Annotated in this window: 15 protein-coding genes; 8 read left to right on the top strand and 7 right to left on the bottom strand. The window is 65.9% G+C overall.

Going from position 1 to position 19094, the window contains the following annotated elements:
• Positions 1–56 precede the first annotated feature (56 nt).
• Positions 57–1967 (top strand): CocE/NonD family hydrolase, encoded by a 1911-nt coding sequence (locus tag K5L94_RS13625; RefSeq protein ID WP_274510650.1) that lies wholly within the window; start codon positions 57–59, stop codon positions 1965–1967.
• A gap of 449 nt (positions 1968–2416) precedes the next feature.
• Here K5L94_RS13625 and K5L94_RS13620 read toward each other — a convergent pair whose 3' ends face one another.
• The gene (locus tag K5L94_RS13620) at positions 2417–3370 is read right to left on the bottom strand and encodes a helix-turn-helix transcriptional regulator (RefSeq protein ID WP_053450050.1); all 954 of its coding nucleotides are present in this window, start codon (positions 3368–3370) and stop codon (positions 2417–2419) included.
• Positions 3371–3816: 446 nt separating this feature from the next.
• Between K5L94_RS13620 and K5L94_RS13615 the strand changes: the two genes are divergently transcribed.
• From K5L94_RS13615 to K5L94_RS13585, 7 genes are all read left to right on the top strand, one after another.
• The gene (locus K5L94_RS13615) at positions 3817–4575 is read left to right on the top strand and encodes an SDR family NAD(P)-dependent oxidoreductase (protein WP_053451334.1); all 759 of its coding nucleotides are present in this window, start codon (positions 3817–3819) and stop codon (positions 4573–4575) included.
• A 122-nt stretch (positions 4576–4697) separates the two neighbouring features.
• Entirely contained in the window at positions 4698–5150 is a 453-nt protein-coding gene (locus K5L94_RS13610; RefSeq protein WP_008265586.1) for an MgtC/SapB family protein, read from the top strand.
• A 225-nt stretch (positions 5151–5375) separates the two neighbouring features.
• Positions 5376–7034, top strand: a complete 1659-nt coding sequence (gene lldP / locus K5L94_RS13605) for an L-lactate permease (RefSeq protein WP_053450049.1) — start codon at positions 5376–5378, stop codon at positions 7032–7034.
• 53 nt (positions 7035–7087) lie between these two features.
• On the top strand, positions 7088–7852 hold the full coding sequence (lldR, locus tag K5L94_RS13600; protein WP_053450048.1) for a transcriptional regulator LldR: 765 nt from the start codon (positions 7088–7090) through the stop codon (positions 7850–7852).
• Between the two features lie 4 nt (positions 7853–7856).
• Positions 7857–8996: an FMN-dependent L-lactate dehydrogenase LldD gene (gene lldD / locus K5L94_RS13595; protein ID WP_053450047.1), complete on the top strand. Its 1140-nt coding sequence runs from the start codon at positions 7857–7859 to the stop codon at positions 8994–8996.
• Entirely contained in the window at positions 8993–10693 is a 1701-nt protein-coding gene (gene dld, locus K5L94_RS13590) for a D-lactate dehydrogenase (RefSeq protein WP_053450046.1), read from the top strand. Before lldD ends, dld begins: the two co-directional genes overlap by 4 nt.
• Before the next feature lie 124 nt (positions 10694–10817).
• A complete protein-coding gene (locus K5L94_RS13585; RefSeq protein WP_053450045.1) occupies positions 10818–11687 on the top strand; it encodes a hypothetical protein in 870 nt (289 codons plus the stop codon).
• A gap of 98 nt (positions 11688–11785) precedes the next feature.
• Here the strand turns inward: K5L94_RS13585 and K5L94_RS13580 are convergent, their stop codons facing one another.
• From K5L94_RS13580 to tssI, 6 genes are all read right to left on the bottom strand, one after another.
• Positions 11786–12091: an I78 family peptidase inhibitor gene (locus K5L94_RS13580; protein WP_238581807.1), complete on the bottom strand. Its 306-nt coding sequence runs from the start codon at positions 12089–12091 to the stop codon at positions 11786–11788.
• An 84-nt stretch (positions 12092–12175) separates the two neighbouring features.
• The gene (locus K5L94_RS13575) at positions 12176–12853 is read right to left on the bottom strand and encodes a M949_RS01915 family surface polysaccharide biosynthesis protein (RefSeq protein ID WP_148564977.1); all 678 of its coding nucleotides are present in this window, start codon (positions 12851–12853) and stop codon (positions 12176–12178) included.
• Positions 12850–13428: a hypothetical protein gene (locus tag K5L94_RS13570; protein WP_148564976.1), complete on the bottom strand. Its 579-nt coding sequence runs from the start codon at positions 13426–13428 to the stop codon at positions 12850–12852. Before K5L94_RS13570 ends, K5L94_RS13575 begins: the two co-directional genes overlap by 4 nt.
• Before the next feature lie 362 nt (positions 13429–13790).
• Positions 13791–14357 (bottom strand): hypothetical protein, encoded by a 567-nt coding sequence (locus tag K5L94_RS13565; protein WP_274510649.1) that lies wholly within the window; start codon positions 14355–14357, stop codon positions 13791–13793.
• Between the two features lie 2 nt (positions 14358–14359).
• Entirely contained in the window at positions 14360–16156 is a 1797-nt protein-coding gene (locus K5L94_RS13560; protein WP_053450041.1) for a peptidoglycan-binding domain-containing protein, read from the bottom strand.
• Positions 16157–16165: 9 nt separating this feature from the next.
• The gene (tssI, locus tag K5L94_RS13555) at positions 16166–19084 is read right to left on the bottom strand and encodes a type VI secretion system tip protein TssI/VgrG (RefSeq protein WP_053450040.1); all 2919 of its coding nucleotides are present in this window, start codon (positions 19082–19084) and stop codon (positions 16166–16168) included.
• Positions 19085–19094: the final 10 nt, after the last annotated feature.

Raw genomic sequence — 19094 nt, 5'->3', positions numbered from 1 at the left:
ACTTCACGGCACATGGCAGGAGTAGGCTTGAGGCTTTCCTGCCGGGAGGGGTCTCCATGCGTGTGCGTGCCGTTGCTGTAGCCATCGCCCTTTGCCTGTCCAGCACCGTGCTGGCTGCCGATACCCCGCCGATGACCCCGGACATCAGCGGCAAACCCTTCGTTGCGCCGGATGTCGGCCGCGACTACGACAAGCGCGTGGTGATGGTGCCGATGCGCGATGGCACCAAGCTGTATACGGTGATCGTGGTGCCCAAGGGTGCCCACAATGCGCCCATCCTGCTGACCCGCACGCCCTACGATGCCGCTGGCCGCGCCAACCGCAGTGATTCGCCGCGCATGCGCGACCTGCTGCCGCAGGGCGACGAGGTGTTTGTCGACGGCGGTTACATCCGCGTGTTCCAGGACATCCGTGGCAAGTATGGCTCCGAGGGGGATTACGTGATGACCCGGCCGCTGCGCGGGCCGTTGAACAACACCAAGGTCGACCATTCCACCGACGCCTGGGACACCATCGACTGGCTGGTGAAGAACGTGCCCGAGAGCAACGGCAAGGTCGGCATGCTCGGTTCATCGTATGAAGGTTTCACCGTGGTGATGGCACTGACCGACCCGCACCCGGCGCTGAAGGTGGCCGCACCGCAGAGCCCGATGGTGGATGGCTGGATGGGTGACGACTGGCTCAACTACGGTGCGTTCCGCCAGGTCAACTTCAACTACTTCGCGATGCAGACCGAGAAGCGCGGCAAGGGCACGCCGCTGCCCAGCCTCGGCTACGACGACTACAGCACCTTCCTGCGCATCGGTTCGGCCGGCGACTACGCACGTTTCACCGGCGTGGACCAGCTGACCTGGTGGAAGAAGCTGGTCGAGCACCCGGCCTATGACGCCTTCTGGCAAGGCCAGGCGCTGGACGCGGTGATGGCCAGGACGCCGTTGAAGGTACCCACCATGTGGCTGCAGGGCCTGTGGGACCAGGAAGACATGTGGGGCGCCAACCACGCCTACCAGGCGATGGAAGGGCGCGACAGTGGCAACAACCGCAATTACCTGGTGATGGGCCCATGGCGGCACAGCCAGGTGAACTACAGCGGCAGTGAACTGGGCGCCCTGAAGTTCGATGGCGATACCGCGCTGCAGTTCCGCCGCGATGTGCTCAAGCCGTTCTTCGACCAGTACCTTGTGGACGGTGCACCCAAGGCCGACACGCCGCCGGTGCTGATCTACAACACCGGCGAAAACCACTGGGACCGCCTGAAGGGCTGGCCGCGCAGCTGCGACAAGGGCTGTGCCGCCAGCAGCAAGCCGCTGTACCTGCGTGCCGGCGGCAAGCTGGCGTTCCAGGCGCCGGCGGCAGGCGAGGGCGACTTCGAGGAATACGTGTCCGATCCGGCCAAGCCGGTGCCGTTCGTGCCGCGACCGGTGCGCTTCAGCGACCGCGACATGTGGACCACCTGGCTGGTCAAGGACCAGCGCTTCGTCGATGGCCGCCCGGACGTGCTGACCTTCATCACCGAACCGCTGAGCGCGCCGCTGCGCATTGGCGGTGCGCCGGTGGTGCACCTGCAGGCATCGACCAGTGGTACCGACAGCGACTGGGTGGTGAAGCTGATCGACGTGTATCCGGACCAGGAAGCGTCGACGCCGGAGATGGGCGGCTACGAGCTGCCGGTGTCGCTGGCGATCTTCCGCGGCCGTTACCGTGAGAGCTTCAGCGATCCGAAGCCGCTGGCTGCCAACGAAGTGCTGCCGTACCGCTTCGATCTGCCCAACGCCAACCACACCTTCCAGAAGGGGCACCGGGTGATGGTGCAGGTGCAGTCCAGCCTGTTCCCGCTGTACGACCGCAACCCGCAGACCTACGTGCCGAACATCTACCTGGCCAGGCCGGGCGACTACCAGAAGGCGACGCAGCGGGTCTGGCACAGCGCCGCGCAGGCCAGCTACATCGATCTGCCGGTGTATTGAGGTTGATGAGGTGCGCCGGGCACGCGATGCCCGGCGGCCGCGGTAGTGCCGGCCGCTGGCCGGCATCCGCGACGGTGCCAAAGCGTGTCGACCAAGGTCGACACCTACCCAAACGGAGCCATGGCGCGTTGGTCGTGGTCGCATGATGGGGGTGGTGCCGGCCGCTGGCCGGCATCCGCGACGGTGCCAAAGCGTGTCGACCAAGGTCGACACCTACCAAAGCGGAGCCATGGCGCGTTGGCCGTGGTCGCATGATGCGGGTAGTGCCGGCCGCTGGCCGGCATCCGCGACGGTGCCAAAGCGTGTCGACCAAGGTCGACACCTACCCAAACGGAGTCATGGCGCGTTGGCCGTGGTCGCATGATGGGGGTAGTGCCGGCCGCTGGCCGGCATCGACGCTGGTGCCAAAGCGTGTCGACCAGGGTCGACACCCACCAGGACAGAAGCTGCTACCCGACCTTTGAAGGGCCGGTACGCCAACGGCTGGGCACCAGGCCAAAACGCTTGCGGAAGGCGGCAGCAAAGTTGCTGGGATGGCGATAGCCACTGGCGGCCGCAGCCTGCTCGACGGTCCAGCCGTCTTCGCGCAGGCCCTGTTCGGCGTGGCGCATGCGTTGCTCGTGCAGGTAGTCGAACACCGAGCAACCGTACTGCTGGGCGAAATGGCGGCGCAGCGAGCTCGGGCTCATGCAGGCCAGCTGCGCCAGTTCGAGCAGGCTGTGGGCGTGGCTGGGATCATCGTGTAGGTAGGCGCGCACACGCTCCAGGCGCTCGCGCTGTCCCGCGCGCAGCGTGCGCACATGGTCGGTCTGCAGATCCTCGGCCTGCAGGCCGACGGCCAGCAGCTGCAGGGCCACGCCCTCGCGCCACAGCGCATCGATGCCGTCCTGCCAGGGGCTGTCGAACAACTGGCCCAGCACCGGCAGCAGAGTGTGCGGAATCGCCCAGTGGCGGCACTCCAGGTGGGTGTTGAGCGCAGCATGCAGCTGCGGCAGCTGGAACAGGTCCGGATCGATCTCGGCCGGCACCATCACGCTGACCCCGCGCATGCGCGTCTCGCCTGGGTGTGCGCCGGTCATCTCGACCTGCTCGCGATGGTGCGCGGTCATCGCGGTGCCGGCACGCAGAGTGAAGCCCGCGCGTCGTGGCATGCGGACGTCGACCTGGCCCTGCAGCATCACGCGGATGGCCAGCCCCGGGCTCTGCTGGGCGGTGGCGACGTACGGGAAACGATTATGCACGTCGGACGCGATCAGGCTCATGCCGCCGCGCAGGAACTGCTCGTTGACCTCGCCGTGGCCGGCCCACTGGTCGTCGCGCAGGTGTTCCGGATCGGCGCGGTAATCAAAGCCGTGGCGGTGGCCGAAGCGGCGGTAATCGGCAAAAGTGAAGTATCGGGACATTGCTCGGCACGTACGCAGGAGGTGGACGCTGGCTGTGCCTGGCCCATGCGCTCTGCGATGCAGATGCACGTCCGGTGGTGGCCTGTGCAGACCCGCTGCGATGCGGTGGCGACGGCATGCCGGATGGCTGGGGAAACGCCAGATTGGAATTCGTGTGTCGAAGAAACTGGAAACGTTTCCTATTGTCGCCCTGATTCATCTGCATTTGATTTCGAGATGGTCAAAACGATTGATCAATACGGCCAAGTTGATTGCTGCGCAGAACATACGGCGGCGTCTTGCATGCAAATCCATACGCAGATCCCTACATCAACCTGAGTTGAGGTTTTATGGGTGGAACGATCGTTCGTGGACGCACTGTCTGCCGGGTCATCACAGGCAACGTCGTAGCGTGAGGGTTCAACAGCGGCCAGCCGCATCGAAACCCCCACAGATGGAGAATGCAGATGATTGACTACCAGCTCACCGGCAAGACCGCGATCGTGACCGGAGGTGTATCCGGCATCGGCCTGGCGGTCGCACAGACCCTGGCTGCGTCCGGTGCGCGTATTTCGGTCTGGGATCTGAAGCAGGACGCGGTGGATGCGACGGTGGCGCAGCTGCAGGGCAGCGGTGCACAGGCGATCGGCATTGCACTGGACGTGACCGATGATGCCGCTGTCGAGGCGGCGGTGCAGCGCACGGTGAAGGAACTGGGCGGCCTGCATGTGGCGGTCAACAATGCCGGCATCGGTGGACCGGCCGCCAGCAGCGGTGACTATCCGATCGATGGCTGGCAGCGCGTGATCGACGTCAACCTGACCAGCGTGTTCCTGTGTCAGCGTGCGCAGATCCAGGCGATGCGTGCAGCGGGTTCCGGTGGCAGCATCATCAACATGGCGTCGATCCTGGGCCAGGTCGGCTATGCCGGTTCAACCGCGTATGTCGCGGCCAAGCACGGCGTGGTCGGGCTGACCCAGACCGCTGCCTGGGAGCATGCGGGCGACGGTATCCGTGTCAATGCGGTCGGCCCGGGCTTCATCAGCACGCCGCTGCTGGAGAAGATGGACCCGAAGGTGCGCGCCACGCTGGAAGGACGGCACGCGCTGAAGCGGCTGGGCACGGCGGAGGAAGTCGCGGCGCTGGTGGCCTGGCTGGCCAGCGACGACGCCTCGTTCGCGACCGGCACCTATTACGCGATCGATGGTGGCTACCTGGCGCAGTGATGCAATGATCGCCGATGGCGCCGGGCCCGGCCTGGCGGCACCGGGTGAACGGGCCGTGGTGCTGCCTTCACCCCCGTCCCACGCTGTGCACGCAACGCTGCCGCAAATACCCGGAGGCGGCGATGGAACTCACCCAGGATGTCTCGATCCTGCTGCGCGTGGGCGCGGCGATGCTGTTTGGTGGCGTGCTCGGCGTCGAGCGCGAAATGGGCAAGCACGCTGCCGGCCTGCGCACGCACATGCTGATTGCTGGCGCCGCTGCGCTGATCGTCGGCCTCGGTGATTCGGTGGCCGAGCATTTCCAGCAGGAGCGCTACCGCGACCTGCTGCAGGTCGATCCGGTGCGACTGATTGAAGCGGTGGTGGCCTGCGTCGGTTTCGTTGCGGCCGGCACCATCCTGCGCGGTTCGCGCGAGGACCAGGTCAGCGGGTTGACCACCGCCAGTTCACTGATCATGGCGGCGGCCATCGGCATTGCCGTGGGCATCGGCAAGTACGTGATCGCGATCGGGGTCAGCGTGCTGTGCGTACTGGTGCTGGCGGTGATGCGGCGGTTGGAGAGGCGGATTTCGTAAGGAAATCTCGAGTTGCCGGCCAGCGGCCGGCACTACCATCAGGGTCTATTTGGTCGGACCAATATGGCGCCTAGCCCTATGGTCTAATAGGCGTTCCGCCGGAGTGACGGTTAAATCCGCCCTAAGTGGCTCGATGAGTTCACTTATTGGTAATACCAATAAGTATCGGCCACGGCGACCCACCGCCTGCGGTGGAGCACATCCCGCCCCCAGTCGAGAGCCTTCATGCAGCCCTGGCAACACCTGTACGACCCCGCCGGCAACCTGTGGTTGTCCAGCCTGATCGCGCTGCTGCCGATCGCGTTCTTCTTCATCGCCCTGGCCGTATTGCGGATGAAGGGCTGGCTCGCCGGCACGATCACCGTGGCCATCGCGCTGGGCGTGGCGCTGCTGTTCTATCGCATGCCGCTGACCCAGGCGTTGGGCGCAGCCGGCTTCGGCTTCGTTTACGGCCTGTGGCCTATCGCCTGGATCATCATCGGCGCGGTGTTCCTGTACAAAGTCTCGGTCAAGACCGGGCAGTTCGACATCATCCGTGCCTCGATCCTGTCGGTCACCGAGGACCAGCGCCTGCAGATGCTGATGGTCGGCTTCGCCTTCGGTGCCTTCCTGGAAGGTGCGGCCGGCTTCGGCGCGCCGGTGGCGATCACCGCGGCGCTGCTGGTCGGGCTGGGCTTCAAGCCGCTGTATGCCGCCGGCCTGTGCCTGATCGTCAACACCGCGCCGGTCGCCTTTGGTGCAATGGGCATTCCGATCATCGTGGCCGGGCAGGTCACCGGCCTGGATGCGTTCGAGATCGGCCAGATGGCTGGGCGCCAGCTGCCCTTCCTTACGATCATCGTGCTGTTCTGGATCATGGCGATCATGGATGGCTGGCGCGGCATCAGGGAAACCTGGCCCGCGGTGCTGGTGGCTGGGGGCTCGTTCGCCATCGCGCAGTACCTGACCTCCAACTTCATTGGCCCGGAACTGCCGGACATCACCGCCTCGCTGGCATCGCTGGTGTGCCTGACCCTGTTCCTGCGTCGCTGGAAGCCGGTGCGGATCTTCCGCTTCGATACCGAAACCAGCGCCGAGGCGGCCGCGCAGGCGCTGGAGGCACCGCGCTACAGCGTCGGCCAGATCGCCAAGGCCTGGTCGCCGTTCCTGATCCTCACCGCGATGGTTACGCTGTGGAGCATCAAGCCGTTCAAGTCGCTGTTCGCGGCGGGCGGCCCGCTGGAGCACTGGGTGCTGAAGATCCCGGTGCCGGGCCTGGACCAGATGGTGCAGAAGATGCCGCCGATCGTGGACGCGCCGCTCAGCTACGAGGCGATCTACAAGTTCGACTGGTTCTCGGCCACCGGTACCTCGATCATCCTCGCTGCGGTGATCGCCATCATCGCGCTGCGCATGCCGGCCCGTTCGGCGCTGCAGACCTTCGGTGAGACGGTGCGCGAGCTGCGCATGCCGATCTACTCGATTGGCATGGTGCTGGCCTTCGCCTTCATCGCCAACTACTCGGGCCTGTCGGCCACGCTTGCCCTGGCACTGGCACACACCGGTGATGCGTTCCCGTTCTTCTCGCCGTTCCTTGGCTGGCTGGGCGTGTTCCTGACCGGCTCGGACACTTCGTCCAATGCTTTGTTCTCGGCACTGCAGGCCACCACCGCACAGCAGATCGGCGTGTCCGACGTGCTGCTGGTGGCGGCCAACACCACCGGTGGCGTGACCGGCAAGATGATCTCGCCGCAGTCGATTGCCATTGCCTGCGCCGCGGTGGGGCTGGCCGGCAAGGAATCGGACCTGTTCCGCTTCACCGTCAAGCACAGCCTGATCTTCACCACGATGGTCGGCCTGATCACCCTGGCCCAGGCCTACTGGCTGACCTGGATGATTCCCTGAGCCATGCACGGTCGGCCGACCACCCGCTGCGCGCTTCGGGCCACAATGGCGCCATGAGCACGCAACGTATTTCGGACAAGGTGGCTGCGCAGCTGCGCGGCCTGGTGCAGGACCAGCGGCTGCAGCCGGGTGACCGGCTGCCGGCCGAGCGCACCCTGGCGGCGCAGCTGGGCGTCTCGCGCACCGCATTGCGCGAGGCGATCGCACAGTTGGCCAGCCAGGGCCTGTTGACGGCGCGGGTCGGTGGCGGCACCTACGTGGCCGAACCGGCGGCGCGGGCGCGGCAGGCACTGGATGAACCGCTGGCGCCGTACCTGCCGCTGTTCCAGGGCGACCCGGAATACCGCTTCGACGTGCTGGAGATCCGCCACGCGCTGGAAGGTGCCACCGCCTGGCATGCCGCGCTGCGCGCCACTGACGAGGACCGCACCCGCATCGCGCAGGCGTTCCAGACCATGATGGATGCGCACGGCAAGGACGATCCCACCGGTGAAGCCGAGGCCGATGCGGCCTTCCACCTGTCCATCGCCGAGGCGTCGCACAACCTGGTGCTGCTGCAGGTAATGCGCGGCCTGTTCGAACTGCTGCAGACCAACATCTCGCAGAGCCGCGAGAAGCTCTATACCTCGGCGAGGACCTTCTCGCCGCTGTCCGACCAGCACCGCGAGATGATGGACGCGGTGCTGGCCGGCGACCCCGAACGCGCGCGCGCCGCCGCGCATGCCCACCTCGAGTTCGTGCACACCACGCTGCGCACCCTCGATGACAACGAAGCCCGGCGTGCGCGGGCCTCGCGTCTACCTTCCCCACACGGTTGACCCCATGATCATCTCCGCCTCCACCGATTACCGTGCTGCAGCCGAACGCCGGCTGCCGCCGTTCCTGTTCCACTACATCGATGGCGGTGCGTATGCCGAGCACACGCTGAAGCGCAACGTTTCCGACCTGTCCGACATCGCGCTGCGCCAGCGCATACTGCGCAACATGTCCGACCTGAGCCTGGAAACCGAACTGTTCGGCGAAAAACTGGCGATGCCGGTGGCGCTGGCGCCGGTCGGCCTGACCGGCATGTATGCCCGGCGCGGTGAAGTGCAGGCGGCGCGCGCGGCCGACAGCCGCGGCATCCCGTTCACCCTGTCCACTGTCTCGGTGTGCCCGATCGAAGAAGTGGCGCCGGCGATCCAGCGGCCGATGTGGTTCCAGCTGTATGTGCTGCGCGACCGTGGCTTCATGCGCAACGCGCTGGAGCGCGCGCAGGCCGCGGGCGTGACCACGCTGGTGTTCACCGTGGACATGCCGGTGCCGGGCGCGCGCTATCGTGACGCGCACTCCGGCATGAGCGGGCCGAACGCCTCGCTGCGCCGTATCGGCCAGGCCATCACCCATCCGCACTGGGCCTGGGACGTGGGCCTGTTCGGCCGCCCGCATGACCTGGGCAACATCTCCACCTACCGTGGCAACCCGACCGGGCTGGAGGACTACATCGGCTGGCTCGGCAGCAACTTCGATCCGTCCATTTCGTGGAAGGATCTGGAGTGGATTCGCGAATTCTGGAAGGGCCCGATGGTGATCAAGGGCATCCTTGATCCGGATGATGCACGTGATGCGGTGAAGTTCGGAGCCGATGGCATCGTGGTCTCCAATCACGGTGGCCGCCAGCTGGACGGCGTTCTGTCCACCGCACGCGCATTGCCGGCCATTGCCGATGCCGTGCAGGGCGACCTGAAGATCCTCGCCGATTCCGGCATCCGCACCGGCCTGGACGTGGTGCGCATGCTGGCGCTGGGCGCCGACACCGTGCTGCTGGGCCGTGCCTTCGTCTATGCACTGGCTGCGCAGGGCGAAGCCGGGCTGGCCAACCTGCTGGACCTGATCGCCAGGGAGATGCGCGTGGCGATGACACTGACCGGTGCGCGCCGCATCGCCGACATCGGCCGTGACTCGCTGGTCAGCCTGCCGTGAGTGGCCACGATGCCGTGCTGGCGCAGTTGCGCGATGCGGTCGGCAGCCGCCATGTACTGACCGGTGACAAGGCCACCCGCCGCTTCCGCCGTGGATACCGTTTCGGCGACGGCCCGGTGCTGGCGGTGGTGCGCCCGGGCACGTTGCTGGAGCTGTGGCACGTGCTGCAGGCCGCGGTGCAGGGTGGGGCGGCGATCATCCTGCAGGCGGCCAACACCGGCCTGACCGGCGGCTCGACCCCGGATGGCAACGACTATGGGCGGCCGATCGTGCTGGTCAGCACGCTGCGGCTGACCGGCATCCAGCTGTTGAACGACGGCCGGCAGGTGCTGTGCCTGCCCGGCGCAACGCTGGATCGGCTGGAACAGACCCTGGCGCCGTTGGGCCGCGAGCCGCATTCGGTGATCGGCTCGTCCTGTATCGGCGCGTCGGTGCTGGGTGGAATCTGCAACAACTCCGGCGGCGCGCTGGTGCGTCGCGGCCCGGCCTATACCGAGCTTGCGTTGTACGCGCAGGTCGATGCGCAGGGCCAGCTGCAGCTGGTCAACCATCTGGGCATCGCGTTGGGCGATACACCCGAGCAGATCCTGCAACGCCTGCAGAGCGGTGACTATACGCCCGCCGACGTCGGCGATGGCGACGGTCGCGCCGCCTCCGATCCGCGCTATGCCGAGGAGGTGCGCCGGGTCGATGCCGATACCCCGGCGCGCTTCAATGCCGACCCCAGCCGTCATTTCGAGGCAGCGGGATCGGCCGGCAAGCTGGCGGTATTCGCGGTGCGGCTGGATACCTTCGAGAAGGAGGCCGCCGAGGTCTTCTACATCGGCAGCAACCGCACCGACAGCCTCAGCGCGATCCGGCGCCAGCTGCTGACCGGCTTCGAGCGCCTGCCGATTGCCGGTGAGTACATCCACCGCGATGCCTATGACATCGGCGAACGCTACGGCAAGGACAGCTTCCTGCTGATCGACCGTCTCGGCACTGCCCGCGTGCCGGCCGCCTTTGCGCTGAAGAGTCGTGTCGATGGCTGGTTCGAGCGGCTGGGACTGCGCGGGGTGACCGACCGGGTGATGCAGGTGCTGACCGGGTTGCTGCCTTCGCACCTGCCCAAGCGCATGGGCGAGTTCCGCCAGCGCTATGAACATCATCTGCTGCTGAAGGTGTCCGCGCAGGACGCAGCGCAGACCGAGGCCTGGTTGCGGGACTTCTTCGCAGGCCATGAAGGCGGCTATTTCCACTGCACGGCAGAGGAGGGCCGCAAGGCGTTCCTGCATCGCTTCGCGGTGGCCGGTGCTGCCGTGCGCTACCGTGAAGTGCATCGCGAGAAGGTGCAGGACATCGTGGCACTGGACATCGCGCTGCGCCGTGACGATGCCGACTGGTTCGAGCAGCTGCCCGCCGACATCGACAACCGCCTGCTGCACAAGCTGTACTACGGGCACTTCCTGTGCCACGTGTTCCACCAGGACTACATCGCGCGCAGGGGCGAAGACCCGATGGCGATCGAGCACGCGATGTGGGCGCTGCTGGACCAGCGCGGCGCCGAGTACCCGGCCGAGCACAACGTCGGCCACCTGTACCCGGCCAAGCCGGCGCTGGCCGGGTTCTACAAGCAGCTGGACCCAAGCAATACCTTCAACCCGGGTATCGGCCAGACGTCGAAGGCAAAGGGGTGGGGTGGCTGCGATTGCGGCTAGACAACCGATCCGGGTAGCGTCGAGCTTGCTCTGCGGCCTCTTTGCCGGATTACATGCAGTCGAGCAAGCTTGACTCTACGGGGTAGCGGTTACCATCGGCATTCCACATGCAGGAGCCACCCCGATGCCCATCACCGTAGCGCGCAGCGTGTTGTGTACCGCATGGCTGGCCACGCCGCTTCTCGCGCTGGCCCAGGGCTCGATCCTGCCGCAGCAGCGTGATGCGGCAGGCAACGTGATGGAGCCGCTGGGACAGGTGCTGGACGCGGCAGGGGTGCGTCATTGCACCGCCGATGGCGCATGGTGCGTGCGCGTGCAGCCGGTGGCCAACGATGGTGATCGGCCCACAACGCTGGAGGTGTCGGAGCGGGGAGCCACGAAGGGCGACCCGCATGTCTACCACGTCAGCATCGACGTGCCGCAGGAAAGCGAACTGAAGCTGTGGCCATGGATCGTGCGCCTGGCCCCCGGTGTGGGTAGCGATGCGGTGGTGACCGACCCGCAGCAGCGCGCCCGCCAGAATGTACTGGTAGGGGGCATCGTCTCCTTCAGCAGCATGTATTCCGGCGGCGGTGCCGATGCGTCCACGTTGCAGTTGGCACGCGTGCGCCACCTGCAGGACGACATCCAGGTGGATGACGATGTACTGACCGTTCCGTGGCAGGGCAATGCGTCGATCCGGGCCTGTTTCAGTGAACAGGATGCGAGGCAACGGGCCGGGGCCTGCCATGATGAGTACAGTTTCTCGGCGAAACTGGGACTGGACCCGGTTGCGCAGGCCATGCCGGTGCTGCGCTACCAGACCGTGGCCACACGATTCCCTGCCGGCGCCTCGCGCTTCGAGGATTCACTGGCCAAGGGCCCGCTGAAGAAAAAGGACCTGCGCACCGAGCAGGACCCGGCGTGCAGCTACACACGTCTGTTCCGCTTCAGCGAAGGAATGTTCCATCCGGACCAGGCGCTGCCGGACTGCGCAGGCTATACCGAACCCTGAGCCCTGTAGAGCCGAGCCTGCGCTCGGCTGGCTTTCCGTGCAGCCTGACCGGAGAGCAGTCGAGCATCGCTCGACTCTACAGAAGCCTGTGGCAGCGTTTACTCGCAGCGTGCGGCGGTGATGATGTTGTCCTTGTCCATGTAGACCCGCAGGCGGTCCGGGCGGATGTCCTTGGTGGTGATGGTGGTCGGGCCGATCGGATTGACCAGGCCCGCGCCGCTCTCACGCGACAGCCGACGCAGGTTTTCTTCGTTGCCTGGCTGGCCTACCGCCCAGCCCAGCTGACTGGCGTCGCAGCGACCCGTTCCCTTTACTTCCGGGCCGGGGGTGCTGACACAGGCCGACAGCAGCAGGGGCGCGGCAAGGGCGGCAACGGCGAGACGGGTGATGCTGATTCGGGTCATTGGAACGGCTCCAGGTGGGGCATGATGGCGCCACCATAGCACCGTGCCCATGGCGACGGCATGCGTTGGATCAAGGCGCGGCGTTCACGGCGGGCCAGGCTGGCCGCGCTTGATCGCTTCCCACACCTTGTCCACGTGCGCGCGCAGCACTGGCGCAGCCGAAGCCAGCGCAGGATCGTCCTGCCGGTCGCCGCCGAAGGGTTCATCGCCTTCCACCTGCACCAGCGATTCACCACGTACTTCGTAATACTGCTCCCCCTGGCGAAGGCCGATGCGCAACTGCTGCGGGTCGACGCCGCCGCCACAGAAGCTGTGGCTGGCCAACGTAAGCTCGGCGCGGCCGTCGTTGTCCAGGTCGGTTGCGGTTACCTGGTCCAGGAAATAGCCGGCGTCCAGGTCCAGGCCTTCGCATTGGACCGGATCTTCCTGGATCCAGCGTGACGTCCAGGGCGCCGCCAGGCTAGGACGCCGGAACAGCTCTGCACGCAGGGTGATCTGATCCAATGGTTCCTTGTCTTCCTGCGCCGGCGATGTCTGTTCGCTACGCGAAATCAGCAGCAGGCCCGCGCCGTCGATGTCCTCGAACACCACCTGCCTCAGCAGCGTGCCCGGGTAAAGACCTTTCAGATCCGCGTCGGATAGTGCAGGAGAGGTCTCGAACGTCGCATTGGGGGCCGACCCGCCACATCCGCCCATGGTCAGCATGAAAGCGATCAAGAGACATTGACCGGGTCTGCGAATGCGTCTTGCGTCAGTGCTCATCCATGCCCGCCACTGGCACTGGCCAGGCTTTTCCAGATGTCCATGACCGTCCGCTCATCGACCCCCGATGTGGAAGTCGCTTCATTGCTGAGAATGAAATTGCTATAGAAGAAGTGGGCATTGGCCACGGGCATGAATGCCACATGACACGTTGAGGTGGCTCGATACAGGGGCGCGTCCCGGTCGTCACAATCCACTTCGGCAGTAAACAGCGTGCGGCCGTTGATGATGATCGGCTTCAGTTCATGGGTAGACATGCCTGAGGTTACCTGCAAGTGCTCCTGAGCATCAGGAGACGCTGTTGCTGCAATGCCGAAATCAGTGATGAACTGCTCGCTGGAGGAGAAACAGAGAAATCCGATGCTCTTGTGATTTCGCCGGAAGTCAAGGCACTTGGTCTGCGGATAGTTGCGTGCAATCGGACCATCAGCTGTGACTGTAATTCCTCTTGGGGAGCGCGCACTGAGTTCGTTGTCCTTTGGCATTGATGAGCAAGCGGGAGCCCAAAGGCAGGAGAGGGCTACCAGTGCTGTAAGCCTGTTTGATAACTGCTTCATGGTGTGCGCATAGGACATGATGTGCCCATAAGAGCGGTTGTAGCTGATCGGAACTGATGCTGTCTGCGTCAGACTCCCATTACCAGTTGCGGTGGCCCGATGCAGGGGGCGTTTCCGTCATCAGCGTCCACTTCGGCAGTAGACAGCCTGCGACCGTTGATGGTGAATGGCGTCATCTCATAGGTCGACATGCCCGAGGTGACTAGCAAGCGCGCTTGAGGATCAGGAGAATTTGCCGTCGCTGTAATGCCTGAAGCGGTGGTGAGCTTCTTGCTGGGGGAGGGGCAGGTAAATCCAACGCTCTCACCAGGTTCATTGTTCTCTGGCGTGGATACTGTCCCGCTTCCCGCTGCGTGCCGTGAGCACGCAGCGTACTTCGGTCAGTCGCCCTGGGCCTGGCAGGCCGCGACCAGATTCAGGCCTGCAGGTCCACGATACTGTGCTGCCTTGCTATCGAAGGTCAGCCGGATCTTCTCGGTACGGACTGCACCACCGTGGCCCTGCGGGCAATTCCGCGTCGCTTCCAGTTCAGGCCACACGGCATGGGGCATGGCAGGTGCTGACAATGTCGTGAACTTTCCTTCCAGAAGACGGATGTAGGTTCCGTCCTTGCATTGGGCGAGGACCAGTTTGTCGGTCACGTCGATGTCGCCGTAACTGCTGCCGAAGTAGGTCAGGATGGCATCCTTCCGGCCATCCTTGTTCAGATCCGGTGTGTCGCTCAACGACGTCTTCCCCTGCTGCCCGCTGTAGGGGCAACCTTCATCATCTCCGGGCGGGCAGGCGCTGACGTGCTTTCCTTCCAGCGGCAGCAGTTCGATCCGATCGTCAATGGAGACTGCTGCGCAGGCGCGGTCCAGGACGTCGGCGACAGGCTGCTTGGCCGCGCAGGAGGTAGCCAGGCAAAGACCGGCCAGCAGCGGCGCGGCGCGAAGGACGTAAGACATGGTCATATTCCCGTGGTATCGAAATGGAAGGAGCCGCGGCCATCGCGCAAGGCGCCCAACTCATTGTTGAGGGTGTAGTTGCGGCCGTTGCGCCCGGCATAGGTCGGCCAGTTGGCGAGGCGATCCTGCGTGTCGTTGACGGAAAGTGCGTCAGTGAGCAACTGCGCGGTGATCGCCTGCTCGTGTGCGTTGGTCCATTGCGCCGGTGCCGTCGACCAGTTCAACTGGGCATGGCCGTTGATGGCACGGGTCAACGAATCCCTGACGCGGGCGCCGGTCACGTGGCCCGGACGGAAGATATGCCACCGAAGCAGGATCGCGACGGATTTTTCCGATGTGTAGATATCGCCCAGCGTGCCGTTGATATGGACGGCACCCACATTGACCGTGATAGGGGCTGAACGGATATCGCGGATACGGAAGCGCACCATATCCCACATCGCCTGCTGGAAGTTCGCGCAGGTGCGACCGATCATGGCCAAGCGATAGAACCAGTGCCAGGTCTTGAAATAGTTTGCTTCCAGGGTCGCCCGGTCGACCATGGGCAGCTGCGCCAGACCGGTGGCCGCCTGTGCAGGTTGCGTCTGTTCGTCGTGATGGCGGATCCAGCCCACGTACTTCCGGCCCGTACGGTCCCAGAGCGGCCCTGTGTTGACGCCTGCCCAGGCCGTCGCCGGATAAAGACCCAGATTCCCGAGATAGCGCTGGTAGTCGGCTTGATTGCGGTGCAGGAAGTAGGCCAGGAAGCCAGGCAGCTCGCCATTGTCGTAGCCGCCGGCAGGCATCAGGCCCATGGTCCAATGGCACGGGCCGAGAGAGACCAGAGCGTCATCGTAGGCATTGATGCTGTCGAACATGCCCATGCATTCCTGCTCGGCCGTGGCACGCACAACACGATAGGTGGACGCTGCGGCGCCGTTGGGTGTGGCGGCCAGGATTGCCGTGGTGGTCGCTGGACCGATCAAGCGTTCCGGCGTCATTTCCGCTTCGGCCCACGTATGGTTGGGCACTTCGCTCATCGGGCCGCCATAGGTCATGAACCGCGCGTAGCTGCCCAGCGACTGGTACTGATCATCACGGCGACCGTTGGGAAGCGTGTAGTGTCCGGTGAAGTCCCTGCTGAACATCCGGACGCGCGCGACCACCCGGTTGGAGGCATTGCGCACGGTGCCCTGCGTGATCTCGTCGAAGTTCCAGATGTTGACGCCGTTGGTATACGGCGTAGTGCGCTGGTTGTTGCCGGTGGCAACCTGCCATGCCTCGATGACCACCGGGCAACGATAGTTGTTGCGCAACCAGTGTTCCATCGCTGTGCGCGTATTGGCGTTCATCACGCCGCTGATCGGGCCGGTGTAGCGCGATCCGTTGGCGACCCGGTCCAGCGAGGCGACGTGATAGCTTTCCGGTGGATTGGAATTGGGGCGCAGTCCCAGTGCCATCACTTCCGGTGCGGTCAAGCCTGCCTGGGGTTGCCAGCCGTGCAGCCGTCCCTGGTTCAGTTGGGCGGCATTGGCCATGCTGGCATAGATCTGGAACTCTCGTACCGCCCACTCGGTGCCGCGGCCGAATCCACCATCAGGTGTGCCGACGAACATGAAGCCCAGCGTACGCAGGTCCTGCTGGAGCTGGCGTACGTGCTGCGGGATCGCCAGCGTCGCGCCGCCCTGGTTCTGCGGTGTCTGTGCGTTCGCAGGCGTGGGCGGGGGCGGGTTGTCGACGCCACCCCAGCGAGGCGGCCTGTTGTTCGCAGGCGTGCCATCGTGGTCGCCTCGTCGGAGGTTGTGATTGCCGTAGATCATGCATCCGTCCTAGATGTCGTGGTCTTTGCCCAGCGAGGTGACGCCGGGAAGGCTGGGTGTATTGAGCCCAACCAGCGCACGTGCCTGGTGGAAGCGCTGCATGGCCATGCGGCTGAGCTGGCCGAAGTCGCCGTCGACCGCGCCATCGTAGAATCCAAGGTTCTTCAGGCGCGACTGCAACCCGGTGTGCTCGTCCGTCTGCTTCTGTGCGGCAAGATCGAGTGTCCATTCCCAGGGGTGGTTGTCGGCGCCGAACGGAAACACCTTCAGCTTGGCCTGCTTCGCGCCTTCGGGCATCTCATGCATCAGGCTGCCATCGGAGCCCAGCTCGCCTTCGAAGCGTTGCCCGCCGATGTCCAGTGTGTAGGGTTTGCCGGCCAGTCCTTGCAGCCCGAACTGCTCGACCAGGCGCAGCCCGAACTGCTGCGGTACCAGCTGCGTGCCTCGCGGAAGGTGCTCGGGAATGGCGGGGTTGGTATCGGCCCCCATGAACGGATGCTCGCCCGCCTTGACCTTGAACTCGCCCGGGCAGCTGAAGGTGATGTTGCCGCCCTCCAGCGTGATCGCACTGCTGCCGGCCTGCAGCACCACCTTGGTCTGCGCCAGCACGTCGATGCGCTCGTCGGTGGCGGTGATGGTCAGCGCCTGCTCGCTCAGCAGCTCCAGCTCGCCATCGTTGGCCTGCAGGCTGACCGGCCCCTGCGCGGCGATCACCCGCAGCGGGCCGCTCTGCGCGAACAGCGAGACGTGCTCGCCGGACACGGTGGCGAGGGTCTCGCCGGCGCTGACGTGCAGGTCCTGCTGCACGGTCATCTGCAGGTTCTGCCCGGCATAGGCCACGGCGCTGGCCGCAGTGGTCCAGGCCACGTGGTGCGGCGCTTCGGCCACCAGCAGCGGCGTGCCCAGCCGTTCCACCGGCTGCTCGCCAGGGCTGCGGCCGTCGCTGCCGGGCTTCATCGCGCTCTGCCCGTTCACGTCGCCGGTGTAGCGGCCCTGCGCCTTCGGGTCGATCTGCTCGCGCAGCTGCTGGGTGCGCTGGTACTCGGCCAGGCCCGGCACCTGCTGCTCGGCCAGGGTCTGCTGCATCTGTTCCAGGCTGCGTTCGGCGCCTTTGAGCTGCGCCACCACGCTGGCGTTGTCCATCACCGTGGACGCGGCGCGCTCCTGCAGGCTGGCCGACAGCAGCAGGCCTTCGCTGGCATGCACGTTGCCCCAGCCCTGGGTGGCCAGTTCGAAACCTTCGCCGCGCAGCGCGCCGCGGGCGGTGTCCTGATGGGCGATCAGGTAGCCCAGTTCCAGCCGGCTGTCGGCCAGCGAGCTGTGCAGGCGGGTACGCAGCTGGCCGGGGGTATCATCCATCAGCCACTGCTGGGTGCCGCTGCCGTCGTGGGCCTGGGTATGCAGGCCACTGAGCACGCCGGGATGGCGCGCGTTCTCGTCGATGCCACCACCGAAGGGTGGGGCGACCTCGCCGTTGTACAGCTGGCCGGTGATGCGTGGCTGATCGATGTCGCCGTGCAGGAATTCCACCAGCACCTCGCTGCCCACGCGGGGCAGGAAGCTGGTGCCCCAGTTGGGGCCGGCCACCCATTCGGCCACGGCCACCCAGCTGCCGCTGGTGTGGTCGCCGGGGGCATGGCCGGGCTGGGCGCTGCCGGTGTCGGTCAGGCCGCCGGGGTTGGGCGTGCTGCCGCGCTGCCAGCCGAACTGGATGCGCACCTGGTGCTCGCGGTTGGGGGTCACCGCCGCGTTGGCGATGCCGACCACGCGCGCGGTCTGTGGGCCGTGCAGGGTGGGGCGGTCCTGCGGCAGGGCGCGCAGCGGCACGCCACTGCCGGTGGCGATGAAGCTGTTGCGGTAGGCACCGCGCTCCAGTGCCGGGCTGCCCAGCAGGTCGGCGATGCCCTGGTCCAGGTTGTTCAGGGCCACGTGCTGCACCGCCAGCAGCTGGAAGGCCTGGCCTTCGTGCTGCGGATGCTGGGCCAGGCTGAAGGTGCTGCCGGCGGCCAGCTGGCGCTCGCTGCCGCTGCCGCTGTAGAGCACCTGGCCGACGCGCAGCGCATCCAGCCGCGCCTGCGCTTCGGCATCGGCCCAGCCGGACTGCGCGAAACGGCCGGCGCGCGGCTGCACATAGACCTCCAGCGCCGGCAGGCTGCCAGCGTCGGCACTGGACTGCGCGGCCACGGCACCGACCTGCTCGCTGTGCCAGCTGGCCACGGTGCTGGCGTTGGGCACCAGCTGCTGGCGCTCGGCGAAGGCGGTGATGCCATCGCGCGCCTCGGCCATGTCGGCGCGATGGAAGCGCAACGTGCCGCGGTCAGGCAGCTCGGCCCCCGGCTCGAACACCACCAGCGTGTGCGCGGCCTCATCTCCCTGTGCCTGCTCGATGCGCCAGGCCAGGCCGGCTTCGGCCAGCAGGCGGGTGACGAAGGCCCAGTCGGTCTCGCGGTACTGGGTGGTGATCGCACGGACCGGCAGTTCGGCCTGCACGTCGAAGCGGAACACTGCCTGCGGGTAGTCGGTGAAGATCTGCTCGCAGATGGCGCGGGTGTCCTGGTCCTGGAAGATCACCGCGTTGCGGCGCAGCCGCAGCAGCGCCGTCCAGGGTTCCAGGATCAGGCGGTAGCGGGCCAGGCCGCCATCGCTGCCCAGCTGTGCCGCCTCGGTGCACAGGCCATGCCACTGCCGCAGCGCGCCGTCGGCCTGGCGCAGCTGCAGGGTCAGCGGCTGCTCCAGCCAGGATTCCAGCTCCAGGAAGGCGTCGGTGGCCAGGCAGTCGATCTGCAGGCGGTTGTCGCCGCAGACCGATTCGGTGCCTTCGAAGCGTTCGACGACCAGCCCTTCCTCCGGCCCCTTCAGCTGGATCAGGCGTTCGCGATGGGACAGCGAAGCAAGGGATGCGAGCAGTGCGGAGCTTGGGATGTCCATATCATCAGGC

This window comes from Stenotrophomonas forensis (assembly GCF_028752115.1).
Classification (GTDB): Bacteria; Pseudomonadota; Gammaproteobacteria; order Xanthomonadales; family Xanthomonadaceae; genus Stenotrophomonas; species Stenotrophomonas forensis.
The sequence above is the reverse complement of the archived record's forward strand: the minus strand, read 5'-3'. Positions and strand labels throughout refer to the sequence as shown.